Source organism: Paenibacillus sp. GM1FR (assembly GCF_002803315.1).
Taxonomy (GTDB): domain Bacteria; phylum Bacillota; class Bacilli; order Paenibacillales; family Paenibacillaceae; genus Paenibacillus; species Paenibacillus amylolyticus.
Window position 1 is genome coordinate 20,906 of record NZ_MKZL01000016.1, and the last position, 23,172, is coordinate 44,077.

Sequence of the window (23,172 nt, forward strand, 5' to 3'; positions counted from 1 at the left end):
AAATGAGCAACTAAGGTGTCTGGAGTTCGTTAGAAAATCTAGACACTTAAAATACTGCGTATAGGGTGTCTGAGATTCGTTACAAAACAAGTATAACGTTTAGACTGTGCCCAATTCGTTAGAGACGGACCTCGGTCAATAAGTAGACACTTACGTTACGGTTTTCCGGTGAATTGTTTTGCCAAACGGGCAGGGGAAAGATACTGTGCACATGTCGTAGTTCAATATAAGATACTGCGTGCATACTGTATGAATAGCGTGCGCAATAGGTGCTACCATACGGTCAACACCAGTGCAGTAGAGTAGTAGAAGTGAGTGGTTAATTAATTAAAGGAGCTGTCCCTGTCAAGTTCATGACATTGGGACAGCTCCTTGATTGTAATGTATGTGTCATCCTAATCTTGAATGAGCTACAACGCACAATGCCGCACGAAGAGAAACAGCGTTAATAGGATGCGTTATCGTTCCAAAAAACTCACAGCTCCGCGTTCTTTACTACTCTGCGCTCTCCGCAAGTGTGGCAATACGCTGAGCCGGATCATTCATGTACTCTCCACCGTGATAACAGAGAACCTTATTGAGCTTAAGGTCGGTCAGTTTCTTCAGGCTTCGCAGCGCTTCAGGCATGTCCGGTGTCGCTTGTGGTGCAGGGCCAACCAGTTCATCATCGACCACACGAAGTTCATCGGCAGCGAGCAGGAACTGTTGCTCCCCGAAATACAGGCAGATATGACCTGGCGTATGTCCCGGTGTATGAATGACCTGTGTACCACCTTGAAGGGGTAATATGTCCCCGTCTGCCAGCGTTCTGCTAATGTTCACTTCAGGCAACTGCAAGAGCAGTTGATCTGCCAGTGCCAAAACGGGCGCGGGCAGCAGAGCACGACGTTCAGGTGTGAATTTGATCAAAGGCTTCTCACCGGTTAGATATGGAATCTCATCGGCATGTGCCCAGATTTCCAGATCGGGAATAGCATCCAGAAGAGCGCCCAGGTTACCGATATGATCGATGTCCTGATGAGTAATAATCACACGTTTGACGTCCGAGAACTGTACGCCCTCTTGTTCCAATACGGATTGAAGTTCGGCAAATTGTCCAATCATGCCTGTATCCACCAGGGTAACGCCATCTACATCACGAAGCATGACGGGGAATATGGGGCTGTTCCCGGAAGGTGTAGGAATCTGAAGATTTAGCACAGTAATCGAAGTTGTTGGATGGCTCATGGTTATCCGGACCGTAGTCCGGTACACCTCCTTATATTTTTAAGCGATGATTGTTGTTATTCAGGGCGATTATATTTTAAGTGTTTTCTATATTTTTTAACGGTATGGAGTAGTGCTTCGAACGTTTCTTCTTCATTACTGCCGTCCTTAACGATGGAGACAAACGAGAAGTTATCATGAACAAGTTTGTTTCTCGTCTGAAACACCAGACTAAGCGCTTCAGCGAAGTGTTCTTTTTCGGATTCCAGAGCAATGAACTCTTTACTGAGTTCGGCCTGAATAATCTCCATATTGGAGCGGGCACGGTATGCAGGAGTTTTCATCAGCTGGGTCGAATTAAACTTTTTCTGATATACGTCTCTATACAGTTGATGTAACATTTGTTCAATAATGGCGCATAGTTCGATGACCAGTGAAGCATATCTTCGGTTTTTGCGTTTTCGGGTGAACTCACGTGTTTCTTCTTTGTCCAAAATACCGTATTTTTCATACAGCGTAGAATCAACGTTCTGCAAGATTTCCTGATATTCCTGTTCGAGTAGTGCGATTTCAAGTTTGGCTTGTTTTTTAACTTTTTTAAAATCTTCTTTGGTCAGCATACTTGTCCTCCCATGGAAACCGAGATGTGATCCTATCATTATCTCATATTGTCCGTCGTCGCGCCTCTAATTTCGGAACCTCAGGTTCAGAAGGGAAGTACCTCATGTCCAATCAGACAGCAATTGTAACAGGAGCTAACTCAGGTATGGGGTTGGCAACCACCATTGAACTTGCAAGGCAAGGATATCGCGTAATTATGGCATGCCGCAGTGAGAAGCGCGGACAGGAGGCTCTTCAGGAAGCTGTGCGTCAGTCCGGTTCTTCTGCGATTGAATTGATGCTGTGTGACCTGGGTTCACTCGACAGTATACGCCAGTTTGCCGGCACATTCCGCGAGCGTCATGATCACCTTGACGTTCTGGTTAATAATGCGGGGGTAGTGATGGTTAAGCGAAAGGAAACCTCAGACGGGTTCGAACAAAGTATCGGTATTAACCATCTGGGGCATTTCCTGCTGACCTTACTTTTGATAGAACCTCTGAAAGCTGCGAAGCAGGGACGGGTTGTGAACGTTTCGTCAGGTGCTTATAAGGCCGGCAAAATCCACTTCGAAGATCCACATCTGCACAAAGGTTATAATCCGATCAAAAGTTATGCCCAATCCAAACTGGCGAACGTGCTGTTCACTCGTGCACTGGCTAGCAAACTGTCAGGTACGTCTGTCACAGTGAACTGTCTACACCCTGGTGCGGTGGGAACGAGTATTGGCGTAGATCGCAATACCGGATTTGGCACACGCATTATGGCGTTTGCAGGTAAACTTCCATTCTTTCTGTCCCCTGAAGAGGGGGCGCGAACGGCTGTTTATCTGGCCACAAGCCCTGAAGTCGTCGGCTTCACCGGTCGTTACTTCTATCAACAGAAAGAGCAGCAGCTGAAGGCACATGCCGTTGACGATGCTTCAGCTGAGCGTTTCTGGACGTGGAGCGAAGAACAGGTGGGGCTAAGAGATGACGAGAAGTTGTAATTCAGCACAAGCTGATGAGTGACTCATGAATAGAGTCGTTACATCTTTTATACTTTTGCCTTCACAGCTTGTTGGATCATTTCAATAACAGCTTCAATACGTTGGATGCCTTGATCTCCCTGACCGTATGCACGGACAGAGGCGGATGAGGCATTTTTCTCATTCTCACCAAGCACGAGCGAATAAGGAACTTTTTCCATCTGGGCTTCACGGATTTTGTACCCGAGCTTCTCGCTCCGCAGATCTGTTTCTACCCGAATGCCCGCAGCCCGGAGCTCGCTCTGTACTTGGAGTGCATAGTCTGCATAATGATCTGACACAGGTAGGAGCTTCACTTGTACAGGTGCGAGCCAGAGTGGGAACGCTCCTGCATAGTGCTCAGTCAGGATGCCGATGAAACGATCGATCGAACCATAGATGGCACGATGGATCACGACCGGACGGTGTTTCAGGCTATCCTCGCCAATGTAAGTGAGGTCGAATTTCTCCGGCATTTGAAAATCAAGCTGGATTGTTCCGCACTGCCAGCTGCGCTTCAGCGCATCGAGGATATGAAAGTCAATTTTCGGTCCATAAAAGGCACCGTCCCCTTCGTTAATGCGATACTCCACGCCCCGACGATCTAGTACATTTTGCAATGCGCGTTCCGCTTGATCCCACAGCTCTTCCGATCCCATGGAATCTTTCGGACGAGTGGACAATTCAATCTTATATTCGAATCCAAAGATATCGTACATACGTCCGATCAGTGAGATCGCCTGATTGATCTCGTCCTCGATCTGCTCTGGCATGACGTAGAGATGAGCATCATCCTGGCAGAATGTCCGCACACGCATCATTCCGTTCAGGGCACCTGAGAATTCATGACGGTGAACCTGACCAAATTCCATCATGCGAATGGGTAATTCGCGATAGGAATGAAGTGTGTTTTTGAAGATCAGCATATGCCCAGGGCAGTTCATCGGTTTCAGTGCAAAAGTGGCATCGTCCACTTCTGAGAAATACATATTGTCCTTGTAATGCTCCCAGTGACCGGATTGCTCCCACAGACGATTGTTCATCATGAGAGGAGTCCGAACTTCCTGATACCCTTCCTGCAATTGCAACTCACGGGAGAACTGCTCCAGTTCAGTGCGAACAGTCATACCTTTGGGCAGATAGAAGGGCATGCCGGGCGCTTCTTCGGAGAACATGAACAGTTCAAGCTCTTTGCCAAGTTTACGATGATCCCGTTTCTTTGCTTCTTCGAGCATGTGCAGATGTTCATCCAGTTGGGCTTTGTTCGGGAAAGCAGTGCCGTAGATGCGTTGTAGCATCTTATTATCCGAGTTACCCCGCCAGTACGCACCAGCCACATTCAGCAGCTTGAACGCTTTGATTCGACCAGTGGATGGAAGATGTGGACCGCGACACAGATCGAAGAACTCTCCTTGATCATAGATTGAAAGTTCGGCGCCCTCTGGCAAATCCTGAATGAGTTCAAGCTTGTAAGGGTCCTGGATTTCTCCGAAGATACGGAGGGCTTCCTCCCGGTTAACGACCCGGCGACTGATCTTATGATTTTCCTGAATGATTTTGTTCATTTCCCGCTCGATGGCAGCCAGATCACTGATGGACAAGGCATGCTCCAGATCAACATCGTAATAGAATCCATCTTCAATGACTGGGCCGATACCCAGTTTCACTTGTTCTGCACCGTAAATGCGTTTGAGTGCCTGTGCGAGCACATGTGCTGCGCTGTGACGATAACGATACAGACCTTCCGCACTTTCTAAAGTAACGATAACAAGTTCGCAATCTTGCTGGAGCACCCAATCGAGATCGACATTTTGACCATCTACAATACCGCCGATAGCCTGTTTCCCAAGACTTGTGCTGATAGATGAGGCAACCGCACCTACAGTGATGCCTGCTTCGTAAGAACGTATCGCGCCACCTTGCAGATGGACCTCAATGGAATGACTGGATGGTTGAAGATCATTTGCTTGGTTGTTTATTTCGTTACCTGATTTGTTGCTTACTGAGTTACTGTTTTCTTGTTTGCTCATGTGAACCACTCTCCATTTCTTAAAATGAAAGCGCAAAAAACACCCGTCCCGGAAAAGGGACGAGTGCGCTTGGCTCGTGGTTCCACCCTAATTTTGGTTATGGTGCACCCTGCTCTCGGCCAGCCGCCGGAACAGAAAACATCATAACCCTCATTGGAATCCGTTATCGGGGATCAGGCGGTGAACTCTACTGGCAGCAAGCCAAACATCCGAGGGAAGTTCGAAATGCTGAGGTTCGAGGTCACGGCTGCAGAGGGGTAATTCCGGTCCGTTCGCTGAAGAAGGTTTCACCAATCCCCTCTCTCTCTGGGCAGCACGCAAACGAAATCATGTCTCTGGTCATCGCCAAATATGTTAGATCAACTCATTCAAATTATTCTGAAATGTGTTGCATTCAATATTAATATATTGGAACAGGTGTTATTGAGTGTCGATTATATAGACTGAAAATGGAAAGGTCAAGCGGAACATTTTAATTGGTTTCGGACGGCCCATCCCATATTAAGCGAATGATCGTTCCTTCACCAGGCGTGGACTGTACCTCAATACGACCATTCATGGCTTCGATCAAACCTTTGGTTACCGCCATGCCCAGCCCTGATCCAACGTCCGATGTACCTGTATCTGTACCGCGATAGTATCGTTCAAATAACTTCCATACCGTCTCGGAGTCCATGCCTCTTCCGTTATCGGCAAACTGAATGCTGAACTCATCAGCGTGTTCACCAGAATGCACACTGACAACCAGGATGGACTCGGGCGGGTTATGAAGAAGGGCATTAGCAGTCAGATTATCCACAATTCGTTCGAACGATGGAATATGGACGAGTCCATATACAGGTACTTCAGAAGGTTGGAATAGGATGCGACCTTTCCCATATGCCGGGTTTCGTTCAGCACGCTGGATCAGATCACGAAGTAACGTATTTACGTCAGTCTCTTCCACCACAGGTTGATATCCGCCACTACGCAATCGGTAGGTCATGGCAAGATCGTTGACAAGCCTGTCCATATACATGGATTTATCGAGCATGATGCCAGCGAATTCCCTGACTTCCTCCGTGCTCCAGCTATACTTATCCGCCTCAAGCATATGAGCATAACCCTGGATGGAGGATAGAGGCGTCTTCAGATCATGTGTTATGCCAGCGATCCATTCCTCCCGTAGGGAATCGGTCTGTTTGCGGAGTTCTTCATCTTGCTTCAAGGTGTGAGACAGGGCCTGCATGGAGCGAAGCACTTCCGCATACACGTTGTATTTTCGCTTCCACTTACCGTTACGACGCTGACTGCGAGGCACTCCGGAGGCTCCCGTAGGTTCCTCGTAATGTCCTCGCTCCAGACGCTGTAACCATTGGAGCATATGCAGCATGGGCGAGCCGAAACGGTTCGCATACCAGAAGGCAAGCAAGATGAGCAGAATGATGATGGACACAATCAATACAACCAATGCCGGTTCCAGAATAAAACGGTAGGGATTTTGATTCCCTGTAACATTTGGATCGCCGGGGATGCTAATCAACCAGGTGGTTTCATTCTTCTCATCGTACCATGTGGCAATGGACTTGCCTGATCGACTTGGATAACGAATCTGCAGAATCAATTCCTGAATGGTGTATTCGCTTGGTACACCCACAGCTGGTTTGTTAAAGGAGGAGAGCTCGCGTCCCGACTCATCCAATACTTGAAGATAGGCGTTAGCAGCACGAAGAGCTTCCCGTTGGTCCGGTTGAAGATTAAACTTCCCGTTGGTGAAAGTGAGGTCCGAACGAATATTGTTCATGAGCGACTTGGCCGGGTTACTCTCGCCATATAATAAAGTGAAGTTCTTCCCGTTCTTCTCCCGAATGAGCATGACAATCTGATAAGGGAAAGGCTTTTGATTTTCCCAGTATGCAATCAATTCCCCTGGCTTATAGTGAGTAGGAACATCGGCGGGAGCGTGATAATCATCAATGACGTTGCCTTGTTCATCCAACACCTGGAGCCAGCCTTGATATTTATCCACTTGCTTTAGCAATTCGGGGTCATACTTAATGGTATTATCTGGCATGAATTCTGCTGTATTAATTAATTGGTCCAGACCGTTAACTGCAAAATCATCCACCAAATTCACTTCATTTACCTTTTGCACGACCCAGTAAGTGGCTACAGACCCAAGCAGAATGATCAGAATGACGGCTCCCGCAAGCATTCCGATAAACCGGGTCATTAATTTGCGACGAATACTCATGGGCGTGACATATGTTCCGGCTGAATGAGCTTGTATCCCAGACCTCGGACGTTAACAAGATAGACTGGATTGGAAGGGTCGGCTTCAATGCGCTCCCGAATGCGGTGAATATGAACCATCACGGTATTATCATCACTAATGGCCTCTGAGCCCCATACCCGTTCATATAGATCTGATTTGGTGAAAATACGATTGGGATGCTTGCAGAAAAAGAGCAGCAGTTGAAATACAAGTGCAGGACAGGCTACGGGGTGTCCTTCGACTCGAAGTTCACCAGCCCATTCCAATACCTGAAACCGTCCAAAATCGTAGACACCCTCCGGGATACTGGAAGATGACGTATTTACGCTGGATGGGATGTGATCCGAGATCGCAGCTGTTTTTGAAGGTAAATAACGCTTCAGTAAGGATTTAATCCGAGCAACGACTTCCAGAGGGTTAAAGGGTTTAGAGACATAATCGTCGCCACCAACGGCGAATCCCGTTAATTTGTCATAGTCAGTTGTTTTGGCCGTCAGAAACAGGATGGGCGCATCGGTGACCTGCCGTAGAAAAGGACAGATTTCCAGTCCGCTTTTGCCGGGAAGCATGATGTCGAGCACGATACAATGGTACGTTTTGTTGTTGCAGGCCTCAATGGCAGCTTCGCCTGTTGTAACGGTATCAATATCGAGAAACTGTTCTTTGAGGAGAACGGTTTTGAGCATATGCAGGATAGCTTGCTCATCATCCACAAGCAGTATTGAGACGTTATCCATAGTTTGAAAATGACCTCCTGATGCTTCCATTGTGTTTATTGCTAATCATACCATCCAAGAGGGCAGTATTGCGTACAAGCTATCTTAACGGAATCTTAATTATGCATCGTCAAAGGGCCAGACGAGTTTATCTACTGGTAAGTTAGGGTTAGACGAAGGATAAGACTCATTCTGTACACTTAACTGGAAAGTATAACGATTAGCATTAACAGAAGGGATGTTGAAAATGATGCAAAGAAAGAATTGGAAGGTGCTTGCGATTGCCCTTGGAGCCTGCGTGATTTTGTCAGCTTGCGGCAACAGTAACAAGATTACATCCGAACAGGCGGAGCAGCAGTCAGTCGAACAGACGTCGAATAATGAATCGAGCGAGAATTCGAATCAGGAGCAGAACTCAAGTTCGGAGGCGAGCGTGACTATTACACCAGACAATTTCATCGATACGTTGATGAATGGTTCGAAAGATGCAATCTATAGTCAGTTTTCTCCGGAATTGAAGGAGGCGTTAACACTTGAACAGTTCAAAACTTCCGCCGATAATTTTTTTAAGGGCGTTAAATCGTGGGAGCAAGTGGTAGACGCCGAAGTGAATCATCTAAGGGAGCATGCATGGCAAGACGAAACAGGTACCAAGGGGCTTCGAGTTTATTTTACAGAAGATAATCAGATCGGTGGTCTAACTATTCAACCGTTGGAAGCACATGAATCCACGGATAACACATTCACCAAAACAGAGTTTCAGTTCCCGATGAAGGGGGAATGGTATGTATTCTGGGGAGGTCATAATGTACTGTCCAACTATCATTACGAGCATGAGACACAGCGCTATGCGCTGGATATTGTTCGGATGAAGGATCATTCAAGTTATCAGGGGGATGCGGCGGTTAATGAAAACTACTATGCTTTTGGTGAACCGCTCTATGCAGCTGCCGATGGTACTGTCGTCGAAATCAAGAATGATCTTCCGGACAACGTACCGGGTGTTATGAATCCGGAGGAGCCAGCGGGTAATTATGTCGTGATCGACCATGGGAATGGGGAATACAGCATCACAGGACACATCAAGAAAGGCAGTGTTACGGTCCAAAAAGGAGATAAACTCAAGCAGGGAGACCTCATCGGTGAGCTGGGTAATTCGGGTAACTCCAGTGAAGCTCATCTGCATTTCCAGGTATCTGACGGACCGGATCTGTTCACATCTCGCTCAATTAACATTCGTTGGGCTGACCAGAGTCAGCAGTTAACGCGTGGAAACACAATACAGGGACTCCCAGAGTGATGATTGAGTAACTCTCTGTCAGCATGTTAGGGATGACGAAAACTTCTCTTCTCCGTTATAATATCCTCTATGATAATAGAACGATCTGAAATGATGGAGGAATAGCGATGAAACTGGAAGATGTGCAGATTGAATATGCGCGCCTGGAGGACTTGCCAAGGATTGTGGAAATTTATAATTCTACCATTGAGGGCCGTATGGCAACAGCGGATTTGGAACCGGTGACAGTGGAGCAGCGTGTTCCGTGGTTCGAGGAGCATTCACCGGATTATCGTCCGCTTTGGGTGATGAAGCAGGCAGGTCATGTGGTGGCTTGGGCAAGTCTCAGCTCGTTCTATGGACGACCTGCGTATAATGGAACGGTGGAAGTTAGTGTATACGTGGATCAGCAATGTCGCGGAATTGGGGCCGGCGGACGTTTGCTCGAAACCGTATTTGCGGCGTGTCCTGCACTGGGCATTACGACCATTCTTGGATTTGTCTTTGGGCATAACGAACCGAGTCTGGGATTATTGCGCAAGCATGGTTTTGAACAGTGGGGATATTATCCCGAAGTGGCTGTGCTGGATGGCATGAATAGAGATCTGGCGATTTTGGGCAAAAAAATATAAGTGTCGTTCTTATTCCTGAAATAAGAACACGGAAAACCTCCAACCTAAAGTAATAGGATTGGAGGTTTTTTTGTCGTTCCAATATTGTGCTCTCTATGAGAAATGGAGGTGCTATTCATACACCAAGCTGATGTTTAATCCCTTGAATCTGTCCCAGGTGACGCTCCTCATGATAACTTGCAAAGTCAATCCATTGGATAAGATCCATCTCACCAAATACGGGATGAGGAAAGGACTTGCTGCGCAGCAGGTCAGGATCATGATCTAATGCAAAGTTATTTAACGCTTGGTGGGATTCGTCCAGGTCATTGCGTACATGTGCGAGTGCCTCAGGCGCTGCTGGAGGCTGAAGGTGGGGCGGTGCCTCAATGGAGCGGCTGCGGTCCAACGATAATTCATATGGTTTTTTGTCCACAGACACCGTCTGTTCCTTCTCGAGGGCCAGGCGGGCTTGTTTTCCAATGACATTTTCCATCAGATTCAGATGTCGTAGTACTTGCATAATACTCCATTGCTCGGGTGAAGGTTTTTGGTTCAATTGCTCTTCGCCTAATCCGGAGATGGTATCCCAAATTTGATTGCGTATATCGTCATTACGAGTAAACATTGTACAATCCTCTCCCTATAAATGGTTTCTATCATGATGTTCGCTGTGTATGTCCATTACCCCAAATGTGGATGCTTACTCTATAAGCATAGAGATTGGAATAAGTGAATGTAAAATGTAGCACTAATTAACTTTGTTAGATGAATTTAAAATGAAATAAAAAAAGCCATTCTTGATGAACGGTTCATTTCAATAAGTACCAACTCCAAAAAAAGATTGACGGGCAGACCCCGGCAAACTATAATCGGTAACAAGTAACTTTAGATGTAAGGAGTCCTGACATGATATGTTAGTAATCGACGAGGTGTATCACCATACAGCATTGCAAATATCATCGTCCGATTTATTGTACCTTATCGAACGGCTGAAGGTCAAAAAAGAAAAAGAGATTCAAACGCTCAAACAGAAGATCGAACAGTTCGAACAAAAGCGTCGAGCGGAAGAGATCGCTTATCAATCGTTGTCGACCGTACGCAAATGGTTTGCGGGACGCCCCGCATCCCATCATCAGGCAGTGGAATATATGGTTCAGGTGAAGGAACGTTTTCGCAAGATGGAACAGATTCGCAGACGTATACGTGAATTGGATCAGATCGCAGAACGAATTAAACATCCGGACAGCATTGAGCGTGACGAGATTGAGCTTGCGCCTGATACAATCCGTGAGCTCAGACAGCTTAGTGAAACGGAGGATGTACAAGCATGACTTTGGAGACGTTAAGCACCGGGATTGATACGGTCTGGGTCGTACTGAGTGCAGCGATGATTTTATTGATGGAGGGTGGATTCGCTCTGCTCGAGGCTGGCTTTGTGCGTTATAAAAATAGTGTGAACATTATTATGAAGGTTTTTGCAGACATTACGATTGGAACGTTGTTATTTTACGCTATCGGTTTTGGACTCATGTATGGTTCAGACGTTGGTGGTTTTATGGGTGTAACAGGATTTTTCCTGAATGGGGATTTGTCTCATCTGGACGTGCCGGTATCTCTGGAGACATTCTGGTTGTTCCAGGCGGCCTTCACCATTGCCGTTATTTCCATCGTTTCAGGAGCGGTAGCCGAACGGATCAACTTCCGTGCTTATCTTCTGTATATCATTTTGATGACGGCGATCATCTATCCAATTGGTGGACACTGGGCATGGGGCGGCGGCTGGCTTAGTCAGTTAGGAATGCAGGACTTTGCCGGTTCTGCCGTCATCCATGCACTGGGTGGATTCTCGGCACTGGCTGCCGCAATTATCATTGGTCCGCGTAAAGGCAAATACACGCCACTTGGCGTAAGTGCCATTGCACTCCCGAGCAATCTGCCACTGGCATCTGTAGGTGCATTTCTGTTATGGTTCGGCTGGTTTGGCTTCAATGCGGGTAGTACACTCAGCGCGACGGATGTAAGAATTGGTCACATTGCGATTGTCACGATGTTATCCGCGGCTTCGGGCGGTGCAGTTACGTTGCTGTACACGTTATTCCGCTTCAATCGTTCAGATGCACCATCGGTCATTAACGGTTCGCTTGCGGGATTGGTCGGAATTACGGCAGGCTGTGCTTTTGTTGGTGATGTAGCCGCGATATTCATTGGGGCCGTATCCGGCTTATTGATGATGGCTGCCACCAACTGGCTCGACCGTCGGCAGATTGATGATCCAGTTGGTGCTTTCCCGGTGCATGCCGCATCCGGAATGTGGGGCACGATTGCAGTAGGTCTGTTTGCCACCGATGGTGGATTATTCATGGGCGGCGGCTGGAGGTTGCTGGGCGTTCAGGCACTTGGCCTTACAGCCCTGGTCATCTGGGGATTCGCCATGACCTGGATCGGGTTAAAGTTGATTGGCAAAATTGTGCCTGTACGTTCAACAGAAGAAGAAGAGGATCTGGGTCTGGATATCAGCTATCATGGTGTGATGGCAGCTCATCAAGCCCCCGAATTCCTGGACGGTGAGGAGCATATGCGTGCCTACCAGGAAAATTCTTCTGATCCAAATCGTTAAATGGAATATTGGGTAAAGAAGTAGACTGACAAGGAATGTCAGTCTCTTTTTTCTATATAAATTGAACTACACATTTACACGAGGACGCAGAGGACAGAAAGAATCTGAAGAAGCGAAGCTAAAAGCTTTCTGCAAGAAAGCTGCTTCGGAAGCACACGGTTCGCCTACAAGCTTTCTGCAAGAAAGCTACATCGGAAGCATACGCTATCCCCGGATTTTTACCTTTGCAAAGGTGAATCTAAAAAATTCTGGGGATAACAGCGATCGGAAGGTTGTTCTGTCATCGGAGTGGTAAGTGTAAAATATTCTTAAGTTCAATTTATACAGAAGCAGGGAAAGACGTCTGGGCGGAAGAATATACAGGTGTGAACCTGAATATGTCTCAGCATAGGTGTATTGTCAAAAGGGGAGGATCTATATGATTAAGCCAGAACAATGTGAACGTCTGACCAGAAAAGCCCGTAAAACACTTGAGGAATATGGTTTGGGAGTTGCTGCCGATCTGCTGTTGTCCTCAAGCCGCTGGGGAATTCGCCTCGATGTATCCACACTGGACGAATATCGCAGAACAGGAAACTCACGTGTGGGTGGACATCCGGATTTGCCAAGTCGCATGGAATGGCCCGTAACACAAGAAGGAGTTCCAATGACTTTCCTGGCCCAACTGAACCTGGTGGATTTGTCGCCGTATACGCCGAATGATGGGCGCGGGACTTTGCCTGAACGTGGAATGTTATACTTTTTCATTGGCACGGATGAATCTGCTTGTCCCATTGAACATCGTGTGATTTTTGAGCCGAGTTCTCATAACCTGATAAGGCGAGAGCCTGAAGGTGATACCGCGCTGGATGGAGCCCCGTTTGTTGCACATTCGGTGACCGTGCTGCCTAATCTTGAGTTTCCTACATATGCATACATTGACGCCAACGCGCTGAATGAGCTCTCGCCGCTTCGGCTTGAGACCGATGAGACCGAATCGGAAGTAAGTCTGTATGACCGCTACCTTGAATTCGAGTCGAGCTGGAATCATCCAAGTACGCTGAATTGGGGTGGGATGTTTGGATATCCTGACGGGCAGCATCCGGATGCCGAGCATCGTGCCTTGTTACAGATCGCACTGGGAGAAGAGTACGATTATAATGAGCAGGAGTGTGAGAAGAAGCTGACCAAGCATTACGGCGGTGATGAGGATCGGACATGGCAGGAACTATCCGATACGCTGCTGCTGTTGAAGATAGATACCCATGATGCTATTGGTTTCCAATGGTGGGATTGCGGGGAACTGCAATTTTTCATTCGCAAGTCTGACTTGGAGGCTGGACGATTCGAGCAAACGTATTGTTCGTTATACTCAAGTTGAGCAAAGATTTGAAAACAAATAGGCAACAAAATGTCCTGAATCCCGTCTATATGAAGGAGGAAGGACTTTTTTTGTTCGTAGATTGTTATATAAATTGAACTAAAGAATATTTACACTGCACACTCCGATGACAGAACAACCTTCCGATCGCTGTTATCCCCAGATTTTTTTGATTCCTCTTATAAAGGGGAAATCCGGGGATAGCGTATGCTTCCGATGTAGCTTTCTTGCAGAAAGCTTGTAGACGAAGTGTATGCTTTCGAAGTAGCTTTCCTGCAGAAAGCTTGTAGCTCCGCTTCTTCAGGTCCTTTCTGTCTTCTCCGTTTTGTGTAAATGTTTTGTTCAATTTATATAGATTTGGGGTATAAATTAGGGAGGGATATCTTGGTTGATAACCGATCATATGTTCTGTATAATGGGATAAAAAGGAAGTGTAACTGTTGATTCAATCTGCGTTTAAACATATTGACGTGGCTGTAACATCTTTAATCGATATATGTGATCAGCTGTCGGAAGAAGACTTGGCTTTGACTCCAATTGAAGGTAAACGACCTGTTGGAGAACTACTAGCTCATCTGTCTGTGATCTGCCGAGCGGATGTTTATATTTCCGAAGGTGCATCGGAAGAAGAGATGGCTCAATTCTATGCAGAGAATCAGCTGCATTCGCTCCGTGAGATCAAGCAGGCTCTGATTGATAACCAGATGTATCTATACCAACGGTACAGGCAGTTTAACACGGAAGAGTTATTACATGTGACGGATTCGTACTGGGGAGCTTCCTATAGTCGGCTGGAGTGGTTACTTGAGATTATGGGGCATGTATATCATCACAGAGGACAATTGTATACGATGCTGACCCTGACGGGCAAAGAACCCGAATCAGTACTTTTTAAATAGAAAGGTATTATTCACTACGAGACATAAGGTAATGATAGAAACGGATAGAATACATATAAGCATGTTACAGGATAAACAGCAAACTAAAGTGAGATTAGAACGACTATACTACACGCTATAAGGAACAATGGAGGATTCTGGTGTGGTGTGGATCCGGCAGGTGAAGCCGGAAGAGACACATGAGAAGATCACGATGATTTTCGCAGTTTCATCCCTCGGTGGTATACTTTGAACAGGTAAGGAATTATGGAAGGGAAAGGAATAATGCCGTGGCACAGCCAGCAACCATTCTGCTTGTGGATGATGAGCAGGAGATTATTAAACTGATGGAAATTTATTTTGGCAACGAGGGTTATCGGATTCTCACCGCGAATGATGGGCTTGAAGCGTTGGAACAATTGAAAAAAGAGTCGATCGATCTCATTATTCTGGATGTCATGATGCCAAATATGGACGGAATCGAAGCTTGTATGAAAATTCGGGAAGAGCAGAAAATGCCGATTATTATGCTGTCCGCCAAAAGTATGGATATGGATAAAATCACAGGGCTAAGCATTGGTGCCGATGATTATGTGACCAAGCCGTTTAACCCGCTTGAACTTGTCGCACGGGCGAAATCCCAGCTGCGCAGGTATCATACCTTCAATGAAGGTCGGGAGAACAAAGAGCACGAGTGGGTTATTGATGATTTGGTCATTAATACCGATACACATGAAGTTTGGGTGGACGAGCAGCCGGTTCGTCTGACTCCGCGTGAATTTGCAGTTCTTGAATTACTGGCTCGTCACCAAGGTTCAGTACTTAGTATGGAACAGATCTATCGTCAGGTCTGGAAGGAAGAATTCATGGAGTCGAATAATACCGTCATGGTGCATATTCGCAAGATTCGTGAGAAGATTGAACTCGATAGCAAACATCCCAAGTTCATTCAGACCGTATGGGGTGTTGGTTACAAGATGATCAAACCGCAATAAACATGTTCATCCACAGGATGTCGTGTAACATGAACACATTCAGGGAGTTCCTACTATGAATTCAAAGTTGATTAATACAGTCCGATGGAAATTTATCTATGCATTTCTGCTGAGCGGTATATTAACTGCAGTTATTTTGTACGGAGGTAGTAAGGTGGGGCAGACCATCCTGGAAGCTCAGACGTATCCGGATTATTCCATTCCAGCCCAAGGGATCAGGTGGTTGGTGAATAATATCGGTTCGGTGCCTTTGATGATTGTGGTAGGCGTGCTTGGTTTTGTGCTGTTTTTTTTCCTGTTCTCACGCAAGGTGATGCGGGTCCTGGATGAAATTACGGCGGGGATTCAGGAGGTTGCCAAAGGAGAGTTATCCCATCGCATCGAAGTGAAAACCTCGGATGAATTCGGAGTCGTTGCTGCAAGCATTAATCAGATGGCTGAACAATTGCAGTTATCGCTTCAGGAAGAGCGTAATGCAGTTGCTGCCAAAAACGATCTGATTACGGGGATATCACATGATCTGAGAACACCACTCACTTCTATTCTGGGATTTCTGGAGTACATCGAGAAGGATCGCTACCAAGATGAGATTGAGATGCGCTATTACGTTAGCATTGCCTATGAGAAATCCTTGACCCTTCGCAAGTTAATTGATGACTTGTTCGAATATACGCGCGTGAGTGGCGGGAGCCTTCCGTTATCTCTGCAAGCGTTGAACCTGAATTCGTTTCTGATGCAGCTGGCTGAAGAGTTTGCTCCCATGCTGGAGGATGCTGGCATGACCTACAAGATCATCGGCGGGCAAGACCCACTATGGATACAGGCTGCTCCGGGGGAGCTTGTAAGAGCATATGAGAATCTGTTCAGCAATGCCATTCGGTATGGTTCGCAAGGTAAACTAATGGAGATTGGGCTGGCCCTTGAAGGTAAAGAGGCTGTAGTCCGCATCAGTAATTATGGTGATCCGATTCCGGCACAAGATCTGCCACATCTATTTGATCGATTCTATCGGGTAGATAAATCCCGTTCCCGCGATACGGGAGGTACCGGTCTCGGCCTGGCGATTGCCAAATCGATGATTGAATTACATCGAGGAAGTATCGTTGCTTACAGTGAAAATGGCAGAACGGATTTTGTTTCCCGTTTCCCTGTAACCGCTGCTTCACCAAGTACTTACTCAGAGGAATAATAATTAAGAATTTGGTAAGAAGTTAACCACTATCTCATTAAGAAATATTCGGTATTCTACCTCTATTACCATATTATTGTATAGAGGAGGATACCGAATATGAAGTCTCAATTTAGTACAGTAAGACTAAGATACATATACATTGGAGGAGCAAGCGCTTTACTGAGCGTAGCGCTCCTTTTTGTCGTTTATCACGTGCTACGGTTTGCCCACAATCACATCCTTCCAGATGCAGCATGGATAACGCGTATGATGAACTGGGGAATCAACCATATCGGAACAAAGCCGCTCTTTATCTTCATTGGAGGAGCCATGTTTGCGATCTTTTTCTGGATTCGATCCCAGAAGATTGCGGAAGATCTCAGTCAACTTGCACGCGGAACAGCCGAACTTGCATTGGGCCACAATCCTGGAAGAATTGATGTTCTAAGTGGTGGTGAACTACGACAAATTGCTGCAAATCTGAATAGGATTGCTATTCTCCAGCATGAGGAAGGACTGAGCAGATCAGAACCGAAACATGAGAGCAGAGAGGCAGAGGGAGCGTCTATTCAGCATGAGCAACCCGGCCTTCAGCAACATAATGAAGAAGACAAGGAGAACACTCAAACTATTTCTACACAGGTTGACCTACCGATAAAACTTACTCTCTACGGTATTCAATCTTCTCTGGATGAGATTATCCAAGGGCGGTGTCAGGACGAGATGGAAGTTCAGCATTGGGTCAAGTTGGCGTATGAACAGACATTGCTGCTTCATCATGCTCTGGAGATTACACAACGAGATAGACAGGAACACGAAGTTTCAATTGAACGGGTACACAAGGAGCCTGAATGTTGAAACACGTGAGCAAGCGATGGATGTATTACGTTTTTGATGCCACAGTGGTTGTAGTTTTGATATTGACCCTTTTCTATCTCTATCTGATTACTTATGGCGAAGGAATGCTTCGTAATCGTCCAGAGGCCATGCAGGTGGCCTCTTCAACCATTATTACGAATGCAGAGGGGACCGAAATTTCGAGGTTGCATACGCAGACCAAAGGGTATTCCGAATATGCTGAACTGAACGCTATGCCAGATTTATTAAAGATGGCTTTTTTGGCTACAGAAGATCGACGTTTCTACAACCATGATGGACTGGATTTCATCGGACTTGGCAGAGCCATTATGCAAGACATCTTACATATGAATCTGAGTCAGGGAGGAAGCTCCATTACGCAGCAACTGGCAAGAAATCTGTATTTGAATGGGGATAAAACGTTGAGTCGAAAGGTGAATGAGATATCGATTGCGATGGCCCTGGAGAAGAAGTATAGCAAGGATGAAATTCTGGGAATGTATCTGAATCAGATCTACATGGGACGCCAGCAGTATGGTGTAAAAGCGGCAGCCTGGCGGTATTTCGGAATTAAGGATATGCACCAATTGAAACTATGGCAGATTGCTACATTAGCTGGAATGCCTAAAGGTCCATCCATATACAATCCAGTAGATTATCCTGAACTTTCCAAACAAAGACGTGCCGTTATCCTTGGACTAATGCATGAACAGGGACTAATTACACGAAAGCAGATGCTCCAAGCCCGTGATGTCGATTTCACGCCGCCTGAAACCGTATTGAATGCAACAACTTCACCGGGCTTGAGCGAGCCCGCATATGTGTCTGCCGTGGATGCTGTGATTCAGGAGGCTTCTCGGCTCACAGGTAAAAGTGAAGCAGAGATTCAATCGGCAGGTTGGGTTATTCAAACTGGGCTAGAGGAACAGGCACAACTGGCGATGGAAGAAACATTTGCAGACGCTACCCGATTCCCCGATGATCGCCAAGACGAGCAGGTCCAGGCAAGTATGGTTATTATCGACCAGCACAACGGTGAAGTGAAAGCGATGATGGGTGGACGTAATCCTTTAAAAGGGGGCATCAACCGGGCGATTATGGATGCAAGGCAGCCAGGTTCATCTTTTAAACCGATTATTGCATATGGCCCTGCGTTGGAGTCGGGGAAGTTCAAGCCAGAGAGTATACTACCGGATAAACGCATGCAATATGGCAGCTATCAACCTTCCAATCTCGGTGGGCGTTACAGTGGTTCAATAGCCATGTCCCAAGCCTTGCAAAAGTCTATCAATGCCCCAGCCGTATGGCTGCTTCATGAGACCGGACTGAACGATGCACATCAATTTGCAGCACGGCTCGGTATTGAACTGGGGAAAGAAGATCTAAACCTCTCAATTGCCTTGGGAGGTGTGCATCAGGGAGTGTCGCCAATGAAGATGGCGCAGGCCTATACGGTGTTTGCGAATCATGGCCAATTGAATACGGCCCATCTGATACGCGAGATTACAGATTCACAAGGACGGACAATATTTGCTCATAAGTCGGAAAATAAGCAGGTAATCTCCTCCAGTACGGCGAATGCCATGACCAGAATGCTGCAAAATGTAGTCAGTCAGGGAACAGGAAGCCGGGCACAACTCGGTCAGCACAAGGTAGCAGGGAAAACGGGAACAACACAGGCTGCATTACCTGGTGTGGGAAGAGAGGCCAATCGGGATCTATGGTTTGTGGGCTATACGAGCAACTGGACTGCGGCGGTCTGGATGGGATTTGATCATACGGATGCAAAACATTATATGAAGTCAGGAAGTGGTGTTGCAGCGGAGTTGTTCGCAACAGTGATGAGACGTGCTACCCAATAGAATGCAAGAGAGAGACCTTAGTCCAGATGGTTCTTTCCTTCTCTTGGATAACACAGAATATAGCTTCTAATGTATAATATGTGTCTTATCTATCGTAAACGGAGGCTGAAATGAACTATAAATATAGGAACTCGGAACTGGATACAAGCTCGCTGCAGCCTAAAAGTGGTATCAGACCGGAACGGCCTGGCATCTCCGGATTAGGCGGATGGCTTATATTAATTCAGATTGGCCTGTGGGTCACACTGGTGCTTCTTATTGCGGATATGTCGCAGGTAAATGTCATTATGGATCCTGCCAGATGGGAAGTAGGCCGTGGTGTCGATCCTCAGATTTACGCAGAGATGATCCGTCCACTCCTGTGGTTTGGTTTCGTAAGCAGTACCATTCTATTGATGATCGTTATCGTGAATCTCATTCTTTTATATAAACGGAAGAGACAGTTTCCACTTATGATGATGGTGATGTACCTGATGAATGTGATCATAAGCATCGTGACGTGGATTCTGATTGCGCGCAATGAAATCCCAAGAGAACAGCATGTGCTTGATGCAACTCCGGCTTTTCAGCTGATCGTACGATCCATTCTGACGTGCTGTATCTTCATTCCATATTTCCTAAAGTCGGTACGTGTGAAAAATACGTTTGTGAAGTAAATAGACTTCTTTGATTGTCTCACTGCACTATAGTGCTCTATAAAAAGCGATATGTAAGGCCCGTTGTTATACAAGATTTTATCCTGTATGCTAACGGGCCTTACGTGTGCTGAATATGTGAAAAGAATAATCATTTCGATGATGATTTTGTCCGCAGTGAGGCGGGAATTCGGCGTATCATCTGGTTCAATACCTCGGATAACACAAGGCCTACGGCAATAGCGCCGGATAACATGAGTGCCTTGGCGGCCATCTCCATAGCGGCACTGTAGTCATTTTGCACAAAACTTCGCATTGCATTATACGCCAGTCCACCAGGAACGAGAGGAATGATGCCTGCGACGCTGAAGATGATGACGGGTGCGCGAAACATGCGAGAGAATACCTGGCTGATGACACCTACGGCTATGGTCGCTGCAAGTGTAGCAGGAACCGCATCCGCTGCATATTCAAGCACGATATAGATAATCCAGCCGATCATGCCGACAAATCCACCGTGGAGCAGCATGCGCCGTGGTGCGTTGAAGATGATCCCAAACGCGGCTGAAGCGACAAAACTGGTTAAGGCTTGTTCAATAAAATGGAGCATATCCTGCATTCCTCCGTCTTACATAAAAAGTGAAAATACAACTGCGATGCCGGTACCTATGGCAAAGGCGGTCAGAAATGCCTCAGCTCCCTTGGATAATCCGGATACGAGATGTCCGGCCATCAGATCGCGTACAGCATTGGTAATCAGCAGCCCCGGAACCAGCGGCATAACCGAACCAATAATGATTTTGTCCCGTTCATGACCTACTCCCATGTAGATGAGGAAAAAAGCGAGTAAACCAATAACAAAGGATGCCGTAAGCTCGGCAAAGAATTTGACCCGCACCAACCTGTGAAAGGCAATAACGGCTGCATAACCTATGCCCCCGCAGATTAACGCCGGAAGAAAGTCGCTCCATCCCCCGCCAAACATAATGGTAAAACAACCACTGGATAACGCTGCGGCCGTAAGCTGCACAGCCGTTGAATAGGAGGAGGGCTTTCCTTCGATCTGTATCAACAGATCATGGGCTTCCTGAGCGGATAGCTCACCTTGTCCGATGCGACGGGAGACCGCATTCACCTCGGACACCTTGTCCAGATCCGTCGTACGCTCGGAGATACGAATGAGCTTGGCAGGTTCGGTTGCATCAACAGAGAAGAAGATGCCTGTCGGAACAACGTAACTGTGCGAATGGGGTAAGCCCAGCGCAGCTGCCATACGTTTCATCGTATCTTCCACACGGTAGGTTTCACCACCGCTTTGTAGCATGATTTTGCCTGCGAGCAGACAGATTGCAATCACGCGTGATTGTTCAGTAGGATTGCTGCCAATCATACCCGTCTCGGCTTGTGATACGGGTGATGAATCATGACGTATGTATTCCAACCGGATCAAGCTCCGTTTCATATGAGATATGGGGTGGTGCGACACCATTGTATCATATTTCACACGCTCGCAAGGAATCATACCGCACCATCGCCAAGACGATAAAAAAGCCTCGTTCCCAAGACTTAAAGATCTCAGGAGCGAAGCTTCTTGGAACAGGTTCGGATATAGAAGTACAATACCACTACATCAACAGTGTGATAACCAACAATTCATACAGCACAAGCGGCAAAATCGTTGGTCCAAACAAAGCGCGCGGTTCAGGATATCCATGCATCGGGGTAACCTGGAGATACAAAATTCCCCGGTCTGCACTGATGACGACACCTTCCCACACTTGCCCATCGATATTCTGGACTTGTACCTTCTTGCCTATATGCTGCCGAGCTGTATGATGAAGCATATTCCGCACATTTTGCACGGATTGAAGCATCGGTTGATTGGCTTGATACACGACACGCGTGGATGGCGTGGATGTAGATTCAGACATGATGCACAACCCTTCCTCAAAATAAGTTCTTACTTCAAGGTATGCATCTGCCTATAAAAGGTGATTACACAAACGCCATCTCAAGGCTCCCGCGTCCATTTTCATAAGCGACTTTGCCCAATGCTCCATTCACAAAGGTGAGCTGCGGCGGAACATGGCCGAGATCCACATCGTACAGTACAGGGACATCCAGATCCCCAAGTGCAGAGGATAGGGCATCGGTGAAATTAAAATCCGCTGTATCGGAATAACCCGCAGGTCGGCCGAACATGAAACCTTTCACACCTGCAAACCAGCCAGCCTGTTTCATCTGCCACAGATGACGGTAGATATCCCCCGCATTCATCTCACAGCTCTCCAGATACCAGATGGTACCTTCGACTGCACAGTATTGCTCCAGATAGGATGCAACAGGTGCATATGGCGTGCCAATCAGACTGGAGATTGTATCCATACAGCCACCGATCAGCCGACCGGAGAACGACACAGCGGTATCTGCATCTTCCGAGTGGCCGAGCTGTTTCCATTGCGAAGGTGTATCCAGGTTAAATCCAGGCAATTCCGGTTTCCATGCCGATTGATAATGTGTGGAAGACGATTGTGTGATCTGTCCGCCGTATTTGGTCTGTAACACATCAATCCAGCGCGCAGTCACGGGATCGAGGGCGTTTGATCTTAGATCAACATAGTTGGTGCCATGTGCTGATGCTGTTCCGGTGATCAGGGTATAGGCGAACAGGAACGTACTTATATCCGAATATCCCATGACCCATTTGGGCGGTAATGTTTTCAAAGCTTCCCAATCCAGCAGGGGGAGGATATCCATCAGAAATTCCCCGCCCCATGGAGGGATAATGGCTTGAATATTTGGATTGCGGAAAAACTCATTCATCTCTTCGGCGCGTTCCTCTTTGGAGGCACTCACACATTTGGTGTTGTGGCGGAGCGATGGGCTTTCCAGCACGCCAAAACCAAGGCGCTCCATATTACGTTTGCTCTCCTCAAGATAATGGTATAGGGATTCGCCTACACCGCTGGAGGGTGCTGCTACACCGATGGTATTTCCCGGAGCGAGTGGCTGCGGATAACGGATGGAACGTTGATTCATATCTAAACACCTTCCCTATGAACATCATTGCTCGTAATAATGAATGTTTCCA

Annotated in this window: 22 protein-coding genes; 12 read left to right on the plus strand and 10 right to left on the minus strand. The window is 46.9% G+C overall.

Translation table 11 applies throughout. The features are described from left to right. Positions 1-495 precede the first annotated feature (495 nt). Positions 496-1,227 (minus strand): MBL fold metallo-hydrolase, encoded by a 732-nt coding sequence (locus PAEAM_RS13700; RefSeq protein WP_100527915.1) that lies wholly within the window; start codon positions 1,225-1,227, stop codon positions 496-498. Positions 1,228-1,283: 56 nt separating this feature from the next. Then, positions 1,284-1,826 carry a hypothetical protein gene (locus PAEAM_RS13705; protein WP_100527916.1) on the minus strand — a complete coding sequence of 181 codons (543 nt, stop codon included), beginning with the start codon at positions 1,824-1,826 and terminating at the stop codon, positions 1,284-1,286. A gap of 104 nt (positions 1,827-1,930) precedes the next feature. Between PAEAM_RS13705 and PAEAM_RS13710 the strand changes: the two genes are divergently transcribed. After that, positions 1,931-2,794, plus strand: a complete 864-nt coding sequence (locus PAEAM_RS13710; protein WP_100527917.1) for an SDR family oxidoreductase — start codon at positions 1,931-1,933, stop codon at positions 2,792-2,794. 47 nt (positions 2,795-2,841) lie between these two features. Here the strand turns inward: PAEAM_RS13710 and thrS are convergent, their stop codons facing one another. The 3 genes from thrS to PAEAM_RS13725 form a co-directional block, all read right to left on the minus strand. Beyond that, entirely contained in the window at positions 2,842-4,842 is a 2,001-nt protein-coding gene (gene thrS / locus PAEAM_RS13715; RefSeq protein ID WP_243391353.1) for a threonine--tRNA ligase, read from the minus strand. 472 nt (positions 4,843-5,314) lie between these two features. Next, positions 5,315-7,075 carry a sensor histidine kinase gene (locus PAEAM_RS13720; protein ID WP_100527918.1) on the minus strand — a complete coding sequence of 587 codons (1,761 nt, stop codon included), beginning with the start codon at positions 7,073-7,075 and terminating at the stop codon, positions 5,315-5,317. Then, the gene (locus PAEAM_RS13725; protein WP_100527919.1) at positions 7,072-7,833 is read right to left on the minus strand and encodes a response regulator transcription factor; all 762 of its coding nucleotides are present in this window, start codon (positions 7,831-7,833) and stop codon (positions 7,072-7,074) included. The genes PAEAM_RS13720 and PAEAM_RS13725 overlap by 4 nt, the downstream gene beginning before the upstream one ends. 226 nt (positions 7,834-8,059) lie before the next feature. Here PAEAM_RS13725 and PAEAM_RS13730 point away from each other — a divergent pair, with 226 nt between their 5' ends. Then, positions 8,060-9,112, plus strand: a complete 1,053-nt coding sequence (locus PAEAM_RS13730; protein WP_165789915.1) for a peptidoglycan DD-metalloendopeptidase family protein — start codon at positions 8,060-8,062, stop codon at positions 9,110-9,112. A gap of 107 nt (positions 9,113-9,219) precedes the next feature. Continuing rightward, positions 9,220-9,723, plus strand: a complete 504-nt coding sequence (locus PAEAM_RS13735; RefSeq protein WP_100527921.1) for a GNAT family N-acetyltransferase — start codon at positions 9,220-9,222, stop codon at positions 9,721-9,723. Between the two features lie 115 nt (positions 9,724-9,838). Here PAEAM_RS13735 and PAEAM_RS13740 read toward each other — a convergent pair whose 3' ends face one another. Then, on the minus strand, positions 9,839-10,330 hold the full coding sequence (locus PAEAM_RS13740) for a DinB family protein (RefSeq protein ID WP_100527922.1): 492 nt from the start codon (positions 10,328-10,330) through the stop codon (positions 9,839-9,841). 286 nt (positions 10,331-10,616) lie between these two features. Here PAEAM_RS13740 and PAEAM_RS13745 point away from each other — a divergent pair, with 286 nt between their 5' ends. The 9 genes from PAEAM_RS13745 to PAEAM_RS13785 all read left to right on the plus strand — a co-directional run bounded on the left by PAEAM_RS13745 (position 10,617) and on the right by PAEAM_RS13785 (position 20,102). Further along, positions 10,617-11,036, plus strand: a complete 420-nt coding sequence (locus PAEAM_RS13745; RefSeq protein WP_100527923.1) for a hypothetical protein — start codon at positions 10,617-10,619, stop codon at positions 11,034-11,036. Further along, positions 11,033-12,322, plus strand: coding sequence for an ammonium transporter (locus PAEAM_RS13750; protein ID WP_100527924.1), 1,290 nt, complete (start codon positions 11,033-11,035; stop codon positions 12,320-12,322). Before PAEAM_RS13745 ends, PAEAM_RS13750 begins: the two co-directional genes overlap by 4 nt. Positions 12,323-12,740: 418 nt before the next feature. After that, the gene (locus tag PAEAM_RS13755) at positions 12,741-13,682 is read left to right on the plus strand and encodes a DUF1963 domain-containing protein (RefSeq protein WP_100527925.1); all 942 of its coding nucleotides are present in this window, start codon (positions 12,741-12,743) and stop codon (positions 13,680-13,682) included. A gap of 440 nt (positions 13,683-14,122) precedes the next feature. Next, complete coding sequence (locus PAEAM_RS13760; RefSeq protein WP_083684499.1) at positions 14,123-14,581, plus strand: DinB family protein; 459 nt, start codon at positions 14,123-14,125, stop codon at positions 14,579-14,581. A gap of 269 nt (positions 14,582-14,850) precedes the next feature. Then, positions 14,851-15,555 (plus strand): response regulator transcription factor, encoded by a 705-nt coding sequence (locus PAEAM_RS13765; protein ID WP_026081203.1) that lies wholly within the window; start codon positions 14,851-14,853, stop codon positions 15,553-15,555. Positions 15,556-15,610: 55 nt separating this feature from the next. Further along, positions 15,611-16,744, plus strand: a complete 1,134-nt coding sequence (locus PAEAM_RS13770; protein WP_100527926.1) for a sensor histidine kinase — start codon at positions 15,611-15,613, stop codon at positions 16,742-16,744. A gap of 99 nt (positions 16,745-16,843) precedes the next feature. Continuing rightward, positions 16,844-17,584 carry a HAMP domain-containing protein gene (locus tag PAEAM_RS13775; protein WP_100527927.1) on the plus strand — a complete coding sequence of 247 codons (741 nt, stop codon included), beginning with the start codon at positions 16,844-16,846 and terminating at the stop codon, positions 17,582-17,584. 5 nt (positions 17,585-17,589) lie between these two features. Further along, entirely contained in the window at positions 17,590-19,446 is a 1,857-nt protein-coding gene (locus PAEAM_RS13780; protein ID WP_243391354.1) for a transglycosylase domain-containing protein, read from the plus strand. Between the two features lie 110 nt (positions 19,447-19,556). Then, positions 19,557-20,102: a DUF2569 domain-containing protein gene (locus PAEAM_RS13785; RefSeq protein ID WP_100527929.1), complete on the plus strand. Its 546-nt coding sequence runs from the start codon at positions 19,557-19,559 to the stop codon at positions 20,100-20,102. Positions 20,103-20,232: 130 nt separating this feature from the next. Here PAEAM_RS13785 and PAEAM_RS13790 read toward each other — a convergent pair whose 3' ends face one another. From PAEAM_RS13790 to PAEAM_RS13805, 4 genes are all read right to left on the minus strand, one after another. Continuing rightward, positions 20,233-20,691: a threonine/serine exporter family protein gene (locus tag PAEAM_RS13790; protein WP_047842069.1), complete on the minus strand. Its 459-nt coding sequence runs from the start codon at positions 20,689-20,691 to the stop codon at positions 20,233-20,235. An 18-nt stretch (positions 20,692-20,709) separates the two neighbouring features. Further along, positions 20,710-21,471, minus strand: a complete 762-nt coding sequence (locus tag PAEAM_RS13795; RefSeq protein ID WP_100527973.1) for a threonine/serine exporter family protein — start codon at positions 21,469-21,471, stop codon at positions 20,710-20,712. A 235-nt stretch (positions 21,472-21,706) separates the two neighbouring features. After that, positions 21,707-22,012, minus strand: a complete 306-nt coding sequence (locus tag PAEAM_RS13800) for a hypothetical protein (RefSeq protein WP_036669286.1) — start codon at positions 22,010-22,012, stop codon at positions 21,707-21,709. A gap of 64 nt (positions 22,013-22,076) precedes the next feature. Further along, complete coding sequence (locus tag PAEAM_RS13805; RefSeq protein ID WP_100527930.1) at positions 22,077-23,120, minus strand: S66 family peptidase; 1,044 nt, start codon at positions 23,118-23,120, stop codon at positions 22,077-22,079. Positions 23,121-23,172: the final 52 nt, after the last annotated feature.

What these genes read in the sequence shown, in the direction of transcription:
- PAEAM_RS13700 (WP_100527915.1), bottom strand. Translation starts at nt 1,227, where the DNA reads ATGAGCCATCCAACAACTTCGATTACTGTGCTAAATCTTCAGATTCCT.
- PAEAM_RS13705 (WP_100527916.1), bottom strand. Translation starts at nt 1,826, where the DNA reads ATGCTGACCAAAGAAGATTTTAAAAAAGTTAAAAAACAAGCCAAACTT.
- PAEAM_RS13710 (WP_100527917.1), top strand. Translation starts at nt 1,931, where the DNA reads ATGTCCAATCAGACAGCAATTGTAACAGGAGCTAACTCAGGTATGGGG.
- thrS (WP_243391353.1), bottom strand. Translation starts at nt 4,842, where the DNA reads ATGAGCAAACAAGAAAACAGTAACTCAGTAAGCAACAAATCAGGTAAC.
- PAEAM_RS13720 (WP_100527918.1), bottom strand. Translation starts at nt 7,075, where the DNA reads ATGAGTATTCGTCGCAAATTAATGACCCGGTTTATCGGAATGCTTGCG.
- PAEAM_RS13725 (WP_100527919.1), bottom strand. Translation starts at nt 7,833, where the DNA reads ATGGATAACGTCTCAATACTGCTTGTGGATGATGAGCAAGCTATCCTG.
- PAEAM_RS13730 (WP_165789915.1), top strand. Translation starts at nt 8,060, where the DNA reads ATGATGCAAAGAAAGAATTGGAAGGTGCTTGCGATTGCCCTTGGAGCC.
- PAEAM_RS13735 (WP_100527921.1), top strand. Translation starts at nt 9,220, where the DNA reads ATGAAACTGGAAGATGTGCAGATTGAATATGCGCGCCTGGAGGACTTG.
- PAEAM_RS13740 (WP_100527922.1), bottom strand. Translation starts at nt 10,330, where the DNA reads ATGTTTACTCGTAATGACGATATACGCAATCAAATTTGGGATACCATC.
- PAEAM_RS13745 (WP_100527923.1), top strand. Translation starts at nt 10,617, where the DNA reads ATGTTAGTAATCGACGAGGTGTATCACCATACAGCATTGCAAATATCA.
- PAEAM_RS13750 (WP_100527924.1), top strand. Translation starts at nt 11,033, where the DNA reads ATGACTTTGGAGACGTTAAGCACCGGGATTGATACGGTCTGGGTCGTA.
- PAEAM_RS13755 (WP_100527925.1), top strand. Translation starts at nt 12,741, where the DNA reads ATGATTAAGCCAGAACAATGTGAACGTCTGACCAGAAAAGCCCGTAAA.
- PAEAM_RS13770 (WP_100527926.1), top strand. Translation starts at nt 15,611, where the DNA reads ATGAATTCAAAGTTGATTAATACAGTCCGATGGAAATTTATCTATGCA.
- PAEAM_RS13775 (WP_100527927.1), top strand. Translation starts at nt 16,844, where the DNA reads ATGAAGTCTCAATTTAGTACAGTAAGACTAAGATACATATACATTGGA.
- PAEAM_RS13785 (WP_100527929.1), top strand. Translation starts at nt 19,557, where the DNA reads ATGAACTATAAATATAGGAACTCGGAACTGGATACAAGCTCGCTGCAG.
- PAEAM_RS13790 (WP_047842069.1), bottom strand. Translation starts at nt 20,691, where the DNA reads ATGCTCCATTTTATTGAACAAGCCTTAACCAGTTTTGTCGCTTCAGCC.
- PAEAM_RS13795 (WP_100527973.1), bottom strand. Translation starts at nt 21,471, where the DNA reads ATGATTGGCAGCAATCCTACTGAACAATCACGCGTGATTGCAATCTGT.
- PAEAM_RS13800 (WP_036669286.1), bottom strand. Translation starts at nt 22,012, where the DNA reads ATGTCTGAATCTACATCCACGCCATCCACGCGTGTCGTGTATCAAGCC.
- PAEAM_RS13805 (WP_100527930.1), bottom strand. Translation starts at nt 23,120, where the DNA reads ATGAATCAACGTTCCATCCGTTATCCGCAGCCACTCGCTCCGGGAAAT.